The organism is Caulobacter sp. GW822-FHT01G02 (assembly GCF_058802865.1).
Window position 1 is genome coordinate 407340 of the sequence record NZ_JBXAON010000004.1, and the last position, 16297, is coordinate 423636.

A 16297-nucleotide genomic window follows, 5' to 3' on the forward strand; every position below is an offset into this window, starting at 1 on the left:
CAGCTCCATGCTTGCAGTCAGGAGGGGTTGGATCAATGCGCCGTGGCTGGCGGAGGCCCCGTGAGGAGCCTCCGCCGCCGAGCGTCCTAGAAGGCGACGTTCAGCGTGGCCTGCAGCTTGCGGCCGGTGCGGTAGACGCCGCGCGGCAGGGCCGTGGTGTTGGCGTAGGCGTAGTACTCGCTGTCCAGCAGGTTCTGGCCCGACACCGACATGGTGATGTTCTGGTTGATCGCGTAGCCGACCGTCGCGTCCAGGGTCTTGGACGCCTTGACGAACATGTCGTCGCCGCGGTCGACGCCGGTGAAGTACTTCGAGCGCCAGTTGAACGTCGCCCGGGCCGAGAACGGACCATGTTCGTAGAAGGGGCTGACGTTGATCTGGTTCTTCGAGTTGTACGGCAGCGGCGCGCCGCCCTGGCCGGAGCCATCGGCGTAGGTGTAGTTGGCCAGCAGGCCGAAGCCGTAGGCGAAGTTCTGCTGGTAGGCGACCGCCAGGCCCTTCACTTCGGCCGAGCCCGCGTTGAACGGACGGCTGATCTGATAGGTCGTGACCTTGCCTTGCGACTGGTTGAAGTACGATTCCGGCTGCGTGCGGGTCAGGATGTAGTTCGAGATGTCCTTGTAGAACACTTCGGCCGACAGGATCGCTTGCGGCTGGAAGTACCATTCGGCCGAGGCGTTGACGTTGCTCGACTTGTAGGGCTCCAGCGCCGGGTTGCCGCCGCCGCCCGTCAGGATGCCGTCCGACAGCCAGAAGTAGTTGGTCATGTCGGCGTAGTTCGGGCGGGCGATCACCTGGGCGGCCGCGAAGCGGAACACCAGGTCCTCGCGGGCGTCGACGATGATGTTCACGCTGGGCAGGACGTTGTCGTAGCTCTTCTTCGTCGTCGCCCAGGTCCAGTCGGCGGCGGCGTTGCAAGCCGCGCCGGGCTTGCAGACATAGCCGGCGCTGTTGACCGAGGTCTTCACGTAGCGGACGCCGAAGTTACCGCGGACGTTGTCGGCCTTGAAATTGGCCTGGGCGTACAGCGCGTCGATGTTCTCCTCGATGTTCCAGTTGCCGGCCGTGAACTCGGCGGCGGCGAAGATCGACGGCTTGGGCATCGAAGCGCCTGGAGCCAGCCATTTGCCGCTGTCGACGTACGAGACCATCGACTGGCCATCTATGCGGAAGCGGTTCGCCATCTGCTCGCCGACGCCGTCGAAGCCCTTCAGGTAGTTGCTGGGCACGGTCGACGGGTCGAACAGCGAGGCCGGGGCGGCGACGCCGGTGATGGCGATGCCCGAATACTGCTGACCGGTCTGGTGCTCACGGCGCTTGTAGCCGACCTGGACGCGCTGGATGACGCCGTCGAAGTCCTTGCCCAGGTCGAGCTGGGCGTACTTTTCCTCGTCGCTGGTCGGCTTGCTGACCAGGTTGCCGCTCCAGCCCGGATCGGTCGCGAAGGCCGACGGATTGCCCATGACGTTGGTCGTGTAGGTCAGGCTGCCGGGGCTCTTGGGCGCGCCGGAGATGTCGACGGTGTAGTTGGCCCAGTTCAGGAACTCGAGGAACACCTGACGCTTGGTGCCGCCGTCGGCGGTGGACTTGCCGATCTCGCCCGACAGATCCCAGCCGTCGGCCTTGTACTGGCCCTTCAGGTGGTAGGTGTCGGACTTCAGCTCGGCTTCGCGGTACTGCACGTCCAGCACGCTCAGCGCGTTGTTGAACGAGGCCTTGGTGACGACGCCATTGTTGACGGTCAGGCCCGTCAGGGCGCCCAGGCTGTTCCAGGTGTTGCCCTGGAAGGCGTACATCGACTGGTTGGTGTTGTCGTAGTCGGCCTTGATCTTCATCCAGTTGAAGTCGAACGACAGGGCGTCGGTCGGCTTCCACTGCAGGGCCGTGGTGTAGGTGGTGCGGGTGCGGTCCTGCTCGAAGTACGAGGCGCCGAAGGCGTTCGGGCTGCGGGCCGTCAGGTTCGAGGTCAGGGTCGTGGCGCACGAGCCGGTGCAGCCCTTGGTCCGCGAGTCCACCGGGTTGTCCGGATTGCCGCCGGCCCACTGATTGGCGGCCATGGTGCCGTAGCTCTCAACGCCGTCGCGACGCAGCTGATCCTTGGCGCGCTGGACCGAGAAGCTGGCTCCGAAGGTCTGGGCGTCGTTCTTCCAGCTCAGCAGCAGCGAGCCCTGGGCGTCGCCCTTCTTGGAGCGGTCGGTGTAGAGATAGCTCACCGCGCCGGCGACGAGGCCGGCCTTCAGGTCCAGCGGCTTGCGGGTGTTGACGATGACCGTGCCGCCGATGCTGCCTTCGTCGATGCGCGCCTCGGGCGACTTGAAGACCTCGACCTTGCCGACGATCTGCGGGGCCAGCAGGGCGTAGTTGAACGTGCGGCCCGGAGAATCCAGGATGAACCAGTCGGCGGATGCGACGGTCTGGCCGTTGAGCAGAGTGCGGTTCAGCGCCGGGTCGGTGCCCAGGATGCTGACCTTTTCACCTTGACCAAAGGCGCGGTCGACCGTGACGCCGGGAACGATGGTCAGGGCTTCGGCGACGTTGGAGCTTGGAAACTTGCCCACGTCCTCGGCGGTGACGACGTCGACGATGGCGTTGGCGCGGCGCTTGGACTCGATGGACTGCAGCAGCGAGGCGCGGATGCCGGTGACGACCACCTCTTCCACGGCGTTGCCGTCTTGCGCCAGGGCAGGCGCCGCGGCCATGACGGCCATGGCGCTCACCGATACGGCCAGCACGGATTTGCGGAAATTAGACATAACTCGGCTTCTCCCCATTTTTGCCGGGCCTACTGGACCGGAGCCGAACCCCAAGCCCAATATGATACCAATTTTCCGGGAGGTTCCGCAGAAAGTGGTACTTCTCAGGCCTCAGGAGAGAACTGTGACGGAAATTTTGCGGATGACAAGGCCAAAAAGAAACCAATTGCAGACCACGTTCTTATTGGTATGAAAATGGTCATATGCTATCGAGAACGGGTATCGGGGCGCCGTCGGTTTGCGCGACGACTGGCGAGGGAGGCTGTAAATGACGTTTGCTGAACGGATCGGGCGGCTCGACGCTAGGAACGATCACGCTCCGCTCTACAAGCAACTGCAGCGCGCCCTCCGCGAGGCCATCCAGACGAAGGTGCTGGCGCCTGACGACGCCCTGCCCGCCGAGCGGGATCTGGCCGACGAATTCAGCATCTCGCGCATCACCGTCCGCAAGGCGCTGGACGGTCTGGTCAGCGAGGGCCTGCTGACGCGCCGCCAGGGCGCGGGCACCTTCGTCGCCGCGCGCGTGGAAAAGAGCTTCTCCAAGCTCACCTCGTTCACCGAGGACATGATCTCGCGCGGGCGCGTGCCGCGCAGCGAATGGATCAGCCGCGCCGAGGGCCACGTCACGCCCGAGGAGTCGCTGACCCTGGGCCTGTCGCCCGGCACGCCGGTCTATCGTTTCGCCCGCATCCGCTTCGCCGACGGCGCGCCGATGGCCGTGGAGTACACCACCATCGCCGCCTTCGCCCTGCCCTCCACCGAGGTGGTCGGCGTCTCGCTGTACGAGGCGCTGGAGAGCACCGGCCACCGGCCCGTGCGGGCTCTGCAGCGCCTGCGCGCGGTGCTGTTCCAGGCCGAGCAGGCCGACCTGCTGGGCGTGCCCGTCAAGGACGCCGGCCTGCTGATCGAGCGGCGCGGCTTCCTGCGCGACGGCCGGGCGGTGGAAGTCACGCAATCCTACTATCGCGGCGATGCGTACGATTTCGTCGCGGAACTGAATGCACTGTCGTGAGCGCCAGTCCCGAGTGTCTTGAGTCTGAGGAGCAGAGCTTGGAGGCGACCGTCTTGACCCGTCCTGAGACCCCCGCGCCCACACGGTCGTCGCCCCAGGGTCTTGCGCCAGAGTCCACGCGCATGTTCCTGGAAGCCGGCCAGGCCTCGGCCGTCGCCGCGATCCAGCTGGCCGCCAACGCCAGCAAGATCGAGGCCCTGGCCGAGCGTCTGCGCGCCAACCCGCCGCGCGTCGTCGTCACCTGCGCCCGGGGCAGCAGCGACCACGCCGCGACCTTCGCCCGCTACCTGATCGAGACCAAGGCCGGGGTGCTGACCTCGTCGGCCGGTCTGTCGGTCAGCTCGGTCTATGACGCCTCGCCCAACCTGGAAGGCGCGCTGGTCCTGGCCATCTCGCAGTCGGGCAAGAGCCCGGACCTGCTGGCGGCCGTGAAGGCGGCCAAGGCCGCCGGCGCCTATGCGGTGGCCTTGGTCAATGTCGTCGACTCGCCTCTGGCCGAACTGGCCGACGAGGTGATCCCGCTGCATGCCGGCCCCGAGCTCAGCGTCGCGGCCACCAAGTCCTACATCGCCGCCCTCGTGGCCATCACCCAGCTGATCGCCGCCTGGACGGAAGACGAGTCGCTGACGCAGGCGCTGGCGATCCTGCCGGCCGCCCTGGCCGAGGCCTGGACCCTGGATTGGACCCCGGCCGTCGAACGCCTGAAGCTGGCCCGCAATCTCTACGTCCTGGGCCGCGGCGTCGGTTTCGCGGTCGCCCTGGAGGCGGCCCTGAAGTTCAAGGAGACCTGCGGCCTGCATGCCGAGGCCTTCAGCGCCGCCGAGGTTCTGCACGGCCCAATGGCGCTGGTGAAGGAGGGCTTTCCGGCCCTGGTCTTCGCCCAGAACGACGAGAGCCGAGCGAGTGTCGACGACATGGCCGCCGGCCTGCGCGAACGTGGCGCCGACGTGCTGCTGGCGGCCCCTGGCGAGGATGGCGCGGACGTCCTGCCGACGCTGTCGAACCACCCGGTGCTCGAGCCAATCCTGATGATCCAGAGCTTCTACCGAATGGCCAATGCGCTTTCGGTCGCGCGCGGCTACGATCCCGACAGCCCGCCCCACCTCAACAAGGTCACTGAAACCGTCTGATGCTGGCTGCACTTGTAAATGGCCGCGTCCTGACGGAAGCCGGCGTCGTCGATGGCAAGGCCGTTCTGATCGAGAGCGGCGTGATCGCGGGCGTCGTCGACACCGGCGCGGTTCCGGCCGGCGCGCAAGCCCACGATCTGGCCGGCGGCCTGCTGGTTCCCGGCTATATCGACACCCAGGTCAATGGCGGCGGCGGCGTGCTGTTCAACGACTCGCCCACGCCCGAGGCCATCGCCGCGATCGGCGCGGCCCACAGGGCCTATGGTACGACCGGCTTCCTGCCGACCCTGATCAGCGACGACCTCTCGGTGGTCGACCAGGCCATGCGGGCCACCGAGCAAGCCATCACGCAAGGCGTGCCCGGCGTGCTGGGCGTCCACATCGAGGGTCCGTTCCTCAGCCCCAAGCGCAAGGGCATCCATGACGAGGGCAAGTTCCGCGTCATCGATGACGAAGCCCTGGACCTGCTGACCTCGCTGAAGGTCGGCAAGACTCTGGTCACCCTGGCCCCAGAGCGCACCACGCCCGAAATGATCCAACGCCTGGCCGACGCCGGCGTGCGCGTCGCCGCCGGCCACACCAATGCGCTCTACAAGACCATGCGCCAGGCCCTGGACCACGGCCTGACCGGCTTCACGCACCTGTTCAACGCCATGTCGCCGCTGACCAGCCGCGAGCCGGGCGCGGTGGGCGCGGCTCTGGAGAGCCAGACGGCGTGGGCCGGCATCATCGTCGACGGCCGCCACGTCGACCCGGTGACCCTGAAGATCGCCCTGCGCACCCGGCCTCTCGACCGCTTCATGCTGGTGACCGACGCCATGCCGACGGTGGGCATGACCGACAAGCGCTTCGTCCTGCAGGGCCGCGAGATCGTGGTGCGCGACGGCGTCTGCGTCGACGAGAACGGCACCCTGGCGGGCTCGGACCTCGACATGGCCGGCGCGGTGCGCAACGCCATCGCGCTGCTGGGCGTCAGCCTGGAGGACGCCGTGACGATGGCCTCGGCCGCCCCCGCGGCGTTCCTGGGCCTGGAAGGCCAACGGGGAAGCATCGCGCCCGGCTTCGCGGCCGACCTCTGCCTGCTCGACGATGCGCTCAACGTCACGGCGACCTGGATCGACGGGGTCGCCGGATAGCCTCTCTTGGCCGGCCATCCCGCAACGAAAAAGGCCGCCGGTCACCCGGCGGCCTTTCTCGTTCACGCCTCGCGACGTGACTACATCTTGTAACGGACCCCGAACATGATGGTCCGGCCGAAGTGGTTGTATTCGTAGTTCCGGTCGGCCGCGAGGTCGGTGAAGCGGTCGCGGTACTCGTCCGTCAGGTTCACGCCTTCCAGCGAAACCTCGAAGTTGTCGTTGAGGCGATAGCGCATCGAGGCGTCGACATTGACCGAGCTGTTGTAGCCCTCGAACACATTGCCGGTGTCGCTGGCGGCGTCGATATAGCCGCTGCGATAGGCGACCGAGGCGCGAGCGCTGAACTTGTCGGCCTCGTAGTAGAGCGTCGCGTTGAAGGCGCGCTTCGACAGGTCGAACAGGCTCGACGACTCATCACGCGCAACGAGTTGCGGGAAGGAAAGCTGTGCGTTCGTCGTCGGATTCCGAGGGTCGGCGACGGTGGCTGCGCCATTGACCCGATAATTGACGTTGGAATCGACCAAGGTCACGTTGGCGATGCCGCCGAACTTCGACCAGAAGCCGGGCAGGAACGAGAAGGGTCCCTGGATCGCGAACTCTACGCCCTTCAGCGAAGCGCCCTTCCCGTCGATCGTCGTGCCAATCGTCCAGGGCCGCGCTTCGGGATTGGCGGCGGCGGGCGAGCTGGCCAGGATCAGCGACAGCGGCAAGCCGGTCGACGCGTAGGTGCCCTGGACGGACGTCGAGAGCGGGAAGCTCGCGATGTCCTTCTTGAACAGCGCGACCGAGAAGATCGACTCGCGGGCGAAATACCATTCCACCGCGGCGTCATAGGCCTTGGCGCGATAGGGCTTCAGCTGAGGATTGCCGGTGGTGATGCGGTAGTTGAAACCGTCCACCGACCCGCCGGGCGTCAGGGCGCCGAGGTTGGGACGCGTCATGACCTTGGCGGCCGAGGCGCGGACGATGACCTTGTCCATCGGATAGAGCACCAGGTTGGCCGCGGGCAGCCAGTCCTTATAGGTGCGATCGACGGTCAGGTTCTGGCCGCTGTTGAGGCCGGTCGAGGACTGCTCGGTCTTCACGTACCGCACGCCGGCGTTCAGCGCGTAGTCGAGGTCGCCGATCCGGCTCTTCACGTCCATCTGGACGAAGGCGCCGGTGTCCTTCTCGGTCACGGCGCGGGTATTGCCGGCCTGCTGGATCAGAGGGCGGTTGTAGAGATTGACCAGGGCCGTCGCCGCATCGAGGTTCGGAGCCGCCCAGCTGGTCGTCGTGCCGGCCGGCGCCTCCGCGCCGCTCAGGGTGAAGTTCGTGGTCAGCGCCGAGGTGACCGGCGCGCCGTAGGTCCCGGCCGCGCAGGTGAAGGCGGCGCAGTAGGTCGAGTCGCGCGCGCCCTCGCGCAGGTTCAGGTCGAACTGGCGGAACGACGCGCCGCCCTTTAGCGTGATCGAGTCGCTCATCGCCCAGTCGCCGTTCAGGCCGAAGGTCTTGAACTTATTGGTGTTGTTCGACGGACGGTCGCGGAATTCCGCGAACTGAAAGTTGGTCGGATCGCTGATGCTGGCGCCGAACGCCAGCACCGGCTTCTTCATGTTGGTATAGTCATAGCTGTAGCCGGTGGCGTCCCGGTCATCGAAGATGATCGTCGTCTCATACGGGATGTCGGCGTCCGACTTCGAGAAGCCGGCCAGACCCTGGATCTTGAACTTGTCCGAGAACTCGTGGGTCAGGTTCGCGCCGAGTTGGTAGAAGGTGGTGTCCAGCTTGCGCTCATAGTGCTCCAGGCGCACCCAGGCGTTGTCGAACGTGCCCTTGATCATGTTGTTGTTGCTGTCCAGCGTGTAGTCGCGGACGTTGATCGAGCGCTCGTTCGATCGGAACAGGACCTCGGCCCACTTCTCGTTGCGGATGGCCTTGTACTTCGAATACAGGCCGTCGACCGACAACTTGGTGCGGTCGGTCGGCGCATACTGGAAGCTGCCGGTCAGGCCCAGGCGCTCACGATCATGGGTGACCTGGCCGTAGCGCGGGATGCGCGGGTGGAAGGCCAGGGCCGCTTCGTTGCAGGCCGCGCTGGGAACGTAGGAGCCGCCGCTGTTCTGGGTGGTGAAGCAGTTGGTCGAACCCACGCGGTTGAAGCGGGCCTGAGCCCAGCGCACGGTGTTGTTGGTCGACTCGATCTGTTCCTGCTGGGAATAGGCGGCCGAGATCGACGCGCCCCACACGCCGCTCGGGTGACGATAGTTGACCAGGCCGGCCAGGCGCGGACCGAGATCCTTGCTCAGGCTGTTGTATTGGCCCTGCGCGCTGAGCGCGAGCGTGAAGCCGTCCTTGCCGGCCAGCGGATTGCCGGTGTTCAGGTCGACGACCGCGCCCAGGGAGCCTTCGTCGAGCGAAGCTTCGGCGGTCTTGTGGACGACCAGCGAGCTGAACAGCTCCGAAGCGAAGACGTTGAAGTCGAAGCCGCGCTCGCGGTTGGCGCTGGCGCCGTCCGAGGTGGTGGCGACCGCTTCCATGCCGTTGACCCGCACGCGGGTGAAGCGCGAGCCCAGGCCGCGCACGGTGATGGCGCGGCCTTCGCCGCCGTCGCGAACGATCGAGATGCCGGGAACGCGCTGCAGCGACTCGGCGAGGTTCTGATCGGGGAACTTTGCGATGTCCTCGGCGACGATGACGTCGACCGACGAGACCGAGTCGCGCTTGGCGTTGAGCGCCGCATCCAGCGATTTGCGGAAGCCGGTGACCACAATAGCCTCGACTTGATCATCGGCAGGGGCCGGAGCGGGCGCTTCCTGGGCCGACGCGGCGCCGGCGAAAACCATCGCCAGGGCCAGGGCGCTAGCGGACACGCCGTAGTGCAGGGCGCGCACGCGCCCCGTGGTATTCTTGGACATAGAACCTCCTCCCGATGAGACCATTTGGAGACGGCGTCGCCGCCGCCCTAGGCCTTCGTTTCAGCTCCGCGTCCTTCCCACGAAGCCGCACCCCGGCCTTAGATCTTGGTTTTTGCTACCGGTGTCAGAAGCAGACATTCGTTTCTGACACCGGTATCAGAGGACTAACAAAGCGATTGGCGGCCGACAAGGCCACAAAGCGGACACAACTCACGAGACCTAGCGCCGTTGCGTTTCCGACACATGGCGGCGGCGGGTCAGGCCGGGTCAGACCTCGTCGGGACGGTGGTGACTGACCTGATAGAGGCCTTCCAGCATCGCCGCGCGCTGATCCGCCGGCAGCTGGGCGCCCATGGCCCGCAGCAGCTTCAAGGCATTGAGGTGGACGTCGACCGCATCCCAGCGCCAGACCTCGGCTTCCGCCAGGCTGTCGGCCAGGGTGCACAGGGACACCGCCGCCTTGTCGACTCCGCTGTCGGAGACGAAATGACCAACGTCGATGATCCGTGAGCTGAGCAGGTAAAGCGCATCGAACGGCTCGCTCTCGCGGTCTTCGGCGGCCTTGCCGAAGCGACGCTCGATCTCGGCCAGCGTTTCGTCCAACGCGGCCAGCGAGGCCTCGCGCAGGCTCTCGACTCCCGCTTCGGCGGCGATGACGGCGTCCTGGGCCAGGATGCCGCCCCGCTCCTTGATCATGCTGGCGAGGCGGTTGGGGGGACGGAATTTACGGACGGTCATATCTGCACCTTCGCTGGGCGCATCAGGTTGGCGATTTCGTCATCCGACATGTTGGGCGTCTGCGCATCGCCCACCTCGGCCGGGAGGTCATCCTTCCGCCGTCCATCCGTCCCTGGCGGGGGTCCCTCGTGCTTGAAACGGCGATCAGGTCCTATGTAGCTGTCGCATTCGATGAACTGCCGCTCCTCGCGAGCGACCCAGACGATACGCTCCAGCAGCACCTTGGGCGTGATCGGCTTGGCCACGACATAGTTCGACCCCGCGTCGCGCAGCTTGAAGATCTGCGAGGTGCGGGTGTGGCCGGTGACCAGGATGACCGGGACGTAGCGGTTGGTCTCGCCGGCGTCCTTGCGCAGCCATTCGATGAACTCGATGCCGTCGGTGACGGGCATCTGCACGTCGCTGATGATCAGGTCGAAGGTCTTGGTTCGGATCAAGGTCTGCGCGTCCGCGACACTCTCGGCCCGGAGCAGCTGTTTGACGCCAAAGCCCGAGACCACCTGCGACAATATGTCCAACGAGGGACCGTTGTCATCCAAGACCAGAACCGTGGCCTTTTCGAGATTGATCCGCGTCGAGGGAAGGAGCGGGTCGGCCATCGCGCGCCTAGAAGAAGTCGAGCTCGCCGGGGTCGGCGCGTTCGCCCTGCCGCTCCTCGGCGCGCAGCCTCACGACCATGTCGGACAGACCCAGCCCCCTCAGCAGCGGCTCGATCGAGACGTTCCATTCGCCGGAGGCGTGCTGGCCGATGCGCTCGAGCACCTCGGACAGGCCGTGCAGGCGCTGGCTCAGCTCGTCCAGCGACTGCAGACGCGTCAGGTTCTCCAGCGTCGCCCCACCCCTGGCGAGGTCGCCGGCCAGGTGTTCGCAGTCCCGGCACAGGGTCGCGGCCGAAGCCAGTTCCACCGCCAGGCGACGCGACAGCTCTCCGACCGGCAGGTGCTCGGTCGGTGCGGTCGTCGGCGTCTGAAGCGGCAGCGCGGTCATCAGGCTCAGAACAGATCCACGTCGCCGCTGGCCACCGACGGCATCGGCGGCGGAACGGGACGGCGGACATCCTGCGGCGCGTTGTCGACGGCCACCAGACGCTGACGCACCCGGCCCGAGGTCGGCCAGAACTCGACGCGACGGGCCGAGACCCCGCCGGTGCTGGACGAGACGATCGGGATGCCTTCGTCGCGCAGGAAGCGTTCGGCGAAGGCGGCGTTGCTGGCGCCGACGTCCGAGAGGCCGTCGAACAGCTTGGCCCCGCCGAAGATCTTGGCTTCCATCCGCTCGCGGCGGGCGCCCTTCTTCAGCAGATCGTTGATCAGCACTTCCATGGCGTAGGCGCCGTAGCGGACAGCGTCGCCGCCGGTGCGACCATCGCCCGAATCCGGCAGCAGGAAGTGGTTCATGCCACCGACACCGGCTTGCGGATCGCGGATGCATGCGGCGATGCACGAGCCCAGCACGGTGGTCATCACCACCTGCGGGTCGCCCGTCACATGGCTTTCGCCCTGGGTCACATGAACCTTGACCGCCCGTTCCGGGTCGTCGTGATGGGAGAATTGCGTCATGTCAGCTGCCCGAACACTTGTTCGATCTTCTCTTTCAAGCCTTGAACCGTAAACGGCTTGACGCAGTAGTTGTTGACGCCGAACTGCACGGCGCGCTGGACCAGTTCGCGGTCGGCGCGGCCCGTCAGCATGACGAAGGCGGTCTGGCGGATCGGCGGGTGCGAGCGCACCGCGCGCAACAGCGCCAGGCCATCCATCTTCGGCATGTTGAAGTCCGAGATGACGAGGTTGGCGGGCTTGGCCAGGAGGTTCTTGAGAGCCTCCTCGCCATCCGGCGCCTCACGGATGTCCTTGAAGCCGATCTGCTGCAACGCATTGCGGATCAGAGCCCGCATGGTGAGCTGGTCGTCGACCACGAGTACGGAGATGGTGCTAGCTTGCGGCATGGTTCATCGCCTCGCGGAGGCCAGATCGAGGATGGATTGGCCCATGTGGGACAGGGAGACCTGCTTCTCCACAGCGCCAATTTCGAAAGCGGAGCGCGGCATGCCGTAGACGACGCACGAAGCTTCGTCCTGGCCCAGCGTCTTGGCGCCGGCCTTGCGCATGGCCAGAAGGCCCTGGGCGCCGTCGCGGCCCATGCCGGTCAGGATAGCCCCGACCGCCTTGTCGCCGACGGCGTTGGCCACCGAGTTGAACAGCACGTCCACCGACGGGCGGTGGCCGCTGACCGGGTCGCCCTGGACCAGGCGGCAGCGCAGGCCGGCCGAGCGAACGACCGTGAGATGCGCCGCGCCGCCGGGAGCGACATAGACCTTGCCGGGCTCCAGCAGGGCGCCGTCGACAGCCTCCTGCACCTTGGCCCCGCTGGCGCGATCCAGGCGGGCGGCGAAGCTGGCGGTGAAGGTCGCCGGCATGTGCTGAGTGATGACCGTCGGCGGGCAGGTCTCGGGGAACAGCGTCAGGATCGACAGCAGGGCTTCCACCCCGCCGGTCGACGAACCGATCGCCACGATGTCGCCCGACGGCACGAAGTCCTTGCGCCGCACGGGCGCGGCCGCCGGGGCCGCGCCGGCGTTGGTGCGAACCGAGGCGCGGGCGGCGATCTTCACCTTGGTGACGATCTCGGCCAGGGCTTCCTGGGTGCCGGTGGCGTCGGCGGGCTTGCCCACGCAGTCCACCGCGCCCAGTTCCAGGGCCCGCAGCGTCATCTCGGCGCCGGCCTGGGTCAGGGTCGAGACCATGACCACCGGCATCGGCCGCAGGCGCATGATCTTCTCGAGGAACTCGATGCCGTTCATGTTCGGCATCTCAATGTCGAGCGTGACGACGTCGGGGTTCAGGGCCTTGATCATGCCCCGCGCCTCGAACGGGTCGCCGGCGCCGCCGACCACCTCGATCTCCGGGTCGCGGGAGAGGGCCGCCGTGATCAGGCTCCGCATGGTGGCGGAGTCGTCGACGACAAGAACACGAATCTTCGGCATCAGCGGCCCACCTTCCTATAGGCGGTCAGGCCGCAGCTTTCGAACGCGGTGACATTGGAGCCCACACGCTCGGAATGGCCGACATAGAGACGGCCGCCAGGCGCGACGAGCGGCGCGAAGCGGCTCCAAACACGTTCTTGAGTAGGTTCATCGAAATAGATCACGACATTCCGGCAGAAGATGGCGTCAAATGGCCCCTTCATAGGCCATGACGGACCGTTGAGATTTAGTTCCCGGAACGCGACCAGGCTGCGGGCCGCGTCGCAAACGCGCCAGGCGCGCCGATCCGAGGCGTCGCGCTCGAAGAACTGGCTGCGCGCCGAGGCTGGAATCCCTTCCAGCAGCGATTCGTCGTAGACGGCCTCGCGGCCGATCGCCAGCACGTTGGTGTCGATGTCCGTGCCCAGGATCCGGATGTCCAGATCGGCCGCGTTCGGCCATACCGACAGCACCGTGAAGGCCATCGAATAGGGCTCCTGGCCCGACGAGCTGGCGGCCGACCATAGGCGCAGCCGCCCCCCCGCGCGCACCTTGTCGACGACAGGTTCCAGCACGTTGGCGCGCAGGTCGTCGAAGTGGTGCGGCTCGCGGAAGAAACGCGTGACGTTGGTCGTCAGCGCGCGGAGCATCTCCTGGCTCTCGTCTTGGCCCTTGTCGCTGGCGACGAAGGCGCAGTACTCGGTGAACGTCCGCAGACCCAGGGTCCGCAGGCGCTTGGCCAGGCGCGAATAGACCAGCGTCGCCTTGCTGTCGGGCAAGCTGATGCCGGCCAGATCGTACAGCAGCGCGGCGATGCGCTTGAAATCCTGATTGGTGAACGCGAACTCGCCATCGACGATGGCTTCGCGGCGCTCTGAGGTGGAAGCGAAATTCGTCATCAGGCGGCCAGGGCCTCCCGTTCGGGCAGGATGCGGTCCAAGGAGATCTCGCTGATCATGCGGCCTTCGATCGAGATGATGCCGCGCACGAAGTTGCGGACGGTGTCGCAGGCCATGTCCGGGGTCGGCTGGATCATGTCGTCGTTGATCGACAGGATGTCAGACACCGCGTCGACCAGCAGGCCGACGGTGCGGTCGCCCGCCTTGACCACGATGAAGACGCTGCGGACGGTCGGCTCGATCACCGGCATGCCCAGGCGGCAGGCCAGGTCCATGATCGGCAGCACCGCGCCGCGCAGATTGATCACGCCGCGCATGAAGCTGGGCGACTGCGGGAGCACCGTGGCCGGGCTCCAGCCGCGGATCTCGCGGACCGCCATGATGTCGACGCAGTACTCCTGGTCGCCCACGCGGAAGGAAATCAGTTCCCGGCGGTCAATGCCTATGGCGGTGGCATGGTCGGTCATGACTTACTCCGCCGCGATGAGGGTGGGTTCTGTGGGGCGAGGCGCGCCGCCTTCACGGCGGCGCATGGCGATCGTCGCATCGACGTCCAGGATCAGGGCCACGCGGCCGTCGCCCAGGATGGTCGCGGCGGCGACGCCCTCGACCTGCTGGTAGTTCTGCTCCAGCGACTTGATGACGACCTGACGCTGGCCATGGATGGCGTCGGCCACCAGGGCCGCGCGCGAGCCGTCCTCGCCCTCGACCAGCAGCACGACGCCGTCGGTCGGGTTGGGGCTATGGTCGCGGTAGCCGAGCGTCAGGCCGACGTCGATCAGCGGCACGAAGCTGTCGCGGACGGCCAGCACCGAGCCGACCGGGCCCAGCGGGCGAACTTCTTCCGGCTTCGGACGCAGGCTCTCGACGATGGCGGCCAGCGGCACGACCAGGGTCTCGCCGGCGACATCGACCACCATGCCGTCCAGAACGGCCAGGGTCAGCGGCAGGCTCAGCGTGAAGGTCGAACCCTGGCCGGGGCGCGAGGTGATCGAGATGCGACCGCCCAGAGCCTGGACCGAGCGCTTGACCACGTCCATGCCGACGCCGCGGCCCGACACGTCCGAAATCTTGTCGGCGGTCGAGAAGCCCGGGAGGAAGATCAGGTTGTCGATCTCTTCGTCGGTCAAGGTCACGTCGGGGGCGATCAGGCCCTTCTTGACGGCGATCGACAGCACCCGCTCGCGATTGATGCCCTTGCCGTCGTCCGAGACCTCGATGACGATCCGGCCGCTGCGGTGCAGCGCGGCCAGGCGCACGACGCCTTCGGCGTTCTTGCCGGCCGCCTTGCGCTCCTCGGGGCTTTCCAGCCCGTGGTCGATGGCGTTGCGCAGCATGTGGGTGATCGGGTCGGACAGACGCTCGATGACCGTCTTGTCGACCTCGGTGTTTTCGCCGTCCATGACCAGACGGGCCTGCTTGCCCGTCATGTTGGCGACTTCGCGGACCAGGCGCGGCATGCGCTGGAACACCGACTTCACCGGCTGGGCGCGGATGGCCATGACGCTGTCCTGGATCTCGCGGGTGAGCTGTTCCAGCTCATCCAGACCCATGGCTAGGTTGGAGGACGGGGCGATGCCATATTCGCCGACGCGTTGCGCCAGCATGGCCTGGTTGATGACCAGTTCGCCGACGAGATCGATCAGGCGGTCGATGCGCTCGGGATCGACGCGGATGACTGACTGGCCCGGACCCGGGACCTCGACCTGGGTGGCCTTCGGCGTCGGGGCGGCCGGCTTGGCGGCCTCGACCACCGGCGCGGGGGGCGGCGCGACGGGCGCGACCTCGGCGACGGGCGCCAAAGCCGCTTCGGGGGCGTGAATTTCGATGGCGGCCGGAGCGGCGGGCTCGACGGCCATTTCGGGGATGGTCTCGGCGACCGTCAGCAGCGAGGCCAGGGCGTCCTCGACCGCGGCTTCGCCACGGGTGATTTCCAGGTCGCAGTCACCGTCGACGAACTCGAAGACTTCGCGGATCGCGGTCTCGTCGTCCTCGGTCTCGAGGCGGACGCTCCAGGTCACGAAGGCGGCTTCCGGATCCAGATCTTCCAGCGCCGGCAGGGCGCGATCGTCCAGCGTCGCCTTGATCGGACCCAGGCGGTTGAGCTCGCGCAGCAGCAGCGCCGTCTCGTTGGCCTTGCGGTAGAGGTCTGACTTCGGACGGATCGACACCGTCCAGACGTTGGCGGGGATCAGATCGGCGTCGGCGGCCTGCGCCTCGACCGAGATGGTCTGGGGCACGAAGACGAAGCCAAGGTCGTCGTCATCCATGGCGTCTTCGGCGGCGACGACAGAAACAGTGGTGTGCGGGGCCGGAGCGGCCTCCTCGACCGGCGCCGGGGCGGCGGCGGCCGGGGCCGGGGCGGCGTTCGGGTCGGTCCAGGTTTCCAGCTCGGCGGCCATGGCGGCCGAGGCGGCCATGTCGACATCACCCAGGCCGCGCGCGGCGCTGACGTGGTCGGCCAGGATGTCGGAGGCGCGCAGCATGACGGCGGCCAGGTCGACCGTGTTAGGCACCGAGCCGGCGCGCACGGCGTCCAGCAGGGTCTCGAACACGTGGGCGAAGCGCACCAACGGCTCGAGGCCGAAGGCGCCGGCGCCGCCCTTGATCGAGTGGACGGCGCGGAACACGGCGTTGACCGTTTCGCTGTCGCCGGCCCCTTCCTGCATGGCCAGGAGACCGCCCTCGAGGTCAGCGAGAAGCTCCTCGCATTCCTGGAAGAAGGTAACCTTGATGGCCTCTAGCTCGTCCATGTCCCGTACGTCCT

General features: G+C 66.9%; 15 protein-coding genes. 4 read left to right on the forward strand and 11 right to left on the reverse strand.

The window, feature by feature from the left end:
* Positions 1 to 86: 86 nt before the first annotated feature.
* Positions 87 to 2753, reverse strand: coding sequence for a TonB-dependent receptor (locus AC1RNC_RS14250; protein WP_492887047.1), 2667 nt, complete (start codon positions 2751 to 2753; stop codon positions 87 to 89).
* 124 nt (positions 2754 to 2877) lie between these two features.
* Here AC1RNC_RS14250 and AC1RNC_RS14255 point away from each other — a divergent pair, with 124 nt between their 5' ends.
* From AC1RNC_RS14255 to nagA, 4 genes are all read left to right on the forward strand, one after another.
* Positions 2878 to 2946: a hypothetical protein gene (locus tag AC1RNC_RS14255; RefSeq protein WP_476064238.1), complete on the forward strand. Its 69-nt coding sequence runs from the start codon at positions 2878 to 2880 to the stop codon at positions 2944 to 2946.
* Positions 2947 to 3021: 75 nt separating this feature from the next.
* Positions 3022 to 3765 carry a GntR family transcriptional regulator gene (locus AC1RNC_RS14260; RefSeq protein WP_492887048.1) on the forward strand — a complete coding sequence of 248 codons (744 nt, stop codon included), beginning with the start codon at positions 3022 to 3024 and terminating at the stop codon, positions 3763 to 3765.
* A gap of 38 nt (positions 3766 to 3803) precedes the next feature.
* The gene (locus tag AC1RNC_RS14265; protein ID WP_492887049.1) at positions 3804 to 4895 is read left to right on the forward strand and encodes an SIS domain-containing protein; all 1092 of its coding nucleotides are present in this window, start codon (positions 3804 to 3806) and stop codon (positions 4893 to 4895) included.
* Positions 4895 to 6031 carry an N-acetylglucosamine-6-phosphate deacetylase gene (gene nagA, locus AC1RNC_RS14270; RefSeq protein WP_492887050.1) on the forward strand — a complete coding sequence of 379 codons (1137 nt, stop codon included), beginning with the start codon at positions 4895 to 4897 and terminating at the stop codon, positions 6029 to 6031. The genes AC1RNC_RS14265 and nagA overlap by 1 nt, the downstream gene beginning before the upstream one ends.
* An 80-nt stretch (positions 6032 to 6111) precedes the next feature.
* Here nagA and AC1RNC_RS14275 read toward each other — a convergent pair whose 3' ends face one another.
* The 10 genes from AC1RNC_RS14275 to AC1RNC_RS14320 form a co-directional block, all read right to left on the reverse strand.
* The gene (locus AC1RNC_RS14275; protein ID WP_492887051.1) at positions 6112 to 8931 is read right to left on the reverse strand and encodes a TonB-dependent receptor; all 2820 of its coding nucleotides are present in this window, start codon (positions 8929 to 8931) and stop codon (positions 6112 to 6114) included.
* Positions 8932 to 9198: 267 nt separating this feature from the next.
* On the reverse strand, positions 9199 to 9669 hold the full coding sequence (locus AC1RNC_RS14280) for a chemotaxis protein CheE (protein ID WP_492836624.1): 471 nt from the start codon (positions 9667 to 9669) through the stop codon (positions 9199 to 9201).
* Complete coding sequence (locus tag AC1RNC_RS14285; RefSeq protein ID WP_492887052.1) at positions 9666 to 10268, reverse strand: response regulator; 603 nt, start codon at positions 10266 to 10268, stop codon at positions 9666 to 9668. Before AC1RNC_RS14285 ends, AC1RNC_RS14280 begins: the two co-directional genes overlap by 4 nt.
* Before the next feature lie 7 nt (positions 10269 to 10275).
* Positions 10276 to 10656, reverse strand: a complete 381-nt coding sequence (locus AC1RNC_RS14290) for a DUF8776 family protein (protein ID WP_492836620.1) — start codon at positions 10654 to 10656, stop codon at positions 10276 to 10278.
* 5 nt (positions 10657 to 10661) lie between these two features.
* Entirely contained in the window at positions 10662 to 11228 is a 567-nt protein-coding gene (locus tag AC1RNC_RS14295) for a chemotaxis protein CheD (protein ID WP_492836618.1), read from the reverse strand.
* Complete coding sequence (locus AC1RNC_RS14300) at positions 11225 to 11614, reverse strand: response regulator (RefSeq protein ID WP_010918325.1); 390 nt, start codon at positions 11612 to 11614, stop codon at positions 11225 to 11227. The genes AC1RNC_RS14295 and AC1RNC_RS14300 overlap by 4 nt, the downstream gene beginning before the upstream one ends.
* A gap of 3 nt (positions 11615 to 11617) precedes the next feature.
* Positions 11618 to 12652: a protein-glutamate methylesterase/protein-glutamine glutaminase gene (locus AC1RNC_RS14305; protein ID WP_492887053.1), complete on the reverse strand. Its 1035-nt coding sequence runs from the start codon at positions 12650 to 12652 to the stop codon at positions 11618 to 11620.
* A complete protein-coding gene (locus AC1RNC_RS14310) occupies positions 12652 to 13530 on the reverse strand; it encodes a CheR family methyltransferase (RefSeq protein ID WP_492887054.1) in 879 nt (292 codons plus the stop codon). The genes AC1RNC_RS14305 and AC1RNC_RS14310 overlap by 1 nt, the downstream gene beginning before the upstream one ends.
* Positions 13530 to 13997 (reverse strand): chemotaxis protein CheW, encoded by a 468-nt coding sequence (locus AC1RNC_RS14315; protein WP_492887055.1) that lies wholly within the window; start codon positions 13995 to 13997, stop codon positions 13530 to 13532. The genes AC1RNC_RS14310 and AC1RNC_RS14315 overlap by 1 nt, the downstream gene beginning before the upstream one ends.
* 3 nt (positions 13998 to 14000) lie before the next feature.
* A complete protein-coding gene (locus AC1RNC_RS14320) occupies positions 14001 to 16283 on the reverse strand; it encodes a chemotaxis protein CheA (RefSeq protein WP_492887056.1) in 2283 nt (760 codons plus the stop codon).
* Positions 16284 to 16297 lie beyond the last annotated feature (14 nt).

What these genes read in the sequence shown, in the direction of transcription:
- AC1RNC_RS14250 (WP_492887047.1), bottom strand. Translation starts at nt 2,753, where the DNA reads ATGTCTAATTTCCGCAAATCCGTGCTGGCCGTATCGGTGAGCGCCATG.
- AC1RNC_RS14260 (WP_492887048.1), top strand. Translation starts at nt 3,022, where the DNA reads ATGACGTTTGCTGAACGGATCGGGCGGCTCGACGCTAGGAACGATCAC.
- nagA (WP_492887050.1), top strand. Translation starts at nt 4,895, where the DNA reads ATGCTGGCTGCACTTGTAAATGGCCGCGTCCTGACGGAAGCCGGCGTC.
- AC1RNC_RS14275 (WP_492887051.1), bottom strand. Translation starts at nt 8,931, where the DNA reads ATGTCCAAGAATACCACGGGGCGCGTGCGCGCCCTGCACTACGGCGTG.
- AC1RNC_RS14280 (WP_492836624.1), bottom strand. Translation starts at nt 9,669, where the DNA reads ATGACCGTCCGTAAATTCCGTCCCCCCAACCGCCTCGCCAGCATGATC.
- AC1RNC_RS14285 (WP_492887052.1), bottom strand. Translation starts at nt 10,268, where the DNA reads ATGGCCGACCCGCTCCTTCCCTCGACGCGGATCAATCTCGAAAAGGCC.
- AC1RNC_RS14290 (WP_492836620.1), bottom strand. Translation starts at nt 10,656, where the DNA reads ATGACCGCGCTGCCGCTTCAGACGCCGACGACCGCACCGACCGAGCAC.
- AC1RNC_RS14295 (WP_492836618.1), bottom strand. Translation starts at nt 11,228, where the DNA reads ATGACGCAATTCTCCCATCACGACGACCCGGAACGGGCGGTCAAGGTT.
- AC1RNC_RS14300 (WP_010918325.1), bottom strand. Translation starts at nt 11,614, where the DNA reads ATGCCGCAAGCTAGCACCATCTCCGTACTCGTGGTCGACGACCAGCTC.
- AC1RNC_RS14305 (WP_492887053.1), bottom strand. Translation starts at nt 12,652, where the DNA reads ATGCCGAAGATTCGTGTTCTTGTCGTCGACGACTCCGCCACCATGCGG.
- AC1RNC_RS14310 (WP_492887054.1), bottom strand. Translation starts at nt 13,530, where the DNA reads ATGACGAATTTCGCTTCCACCTCAGAGCGCCGCGAAGCCATCGTCGAT.
- AC1RNC_RS14315 (WP_492887055.1), bottom strand. Translation starts at nt 13,997, where the DNA reads ATGACCGACCATGCCACCGCCATAGGCATTGACCGCCGGGAACTGATT.
- AC1RNC_RS14320 (WP_492887056.1), bottom strand. Translation starts at nt 16,283, where the DNA reads ATGGACGAGCTAGAGGCCATCAAGGTTACCTTCTTCCAGGAATGCGAG.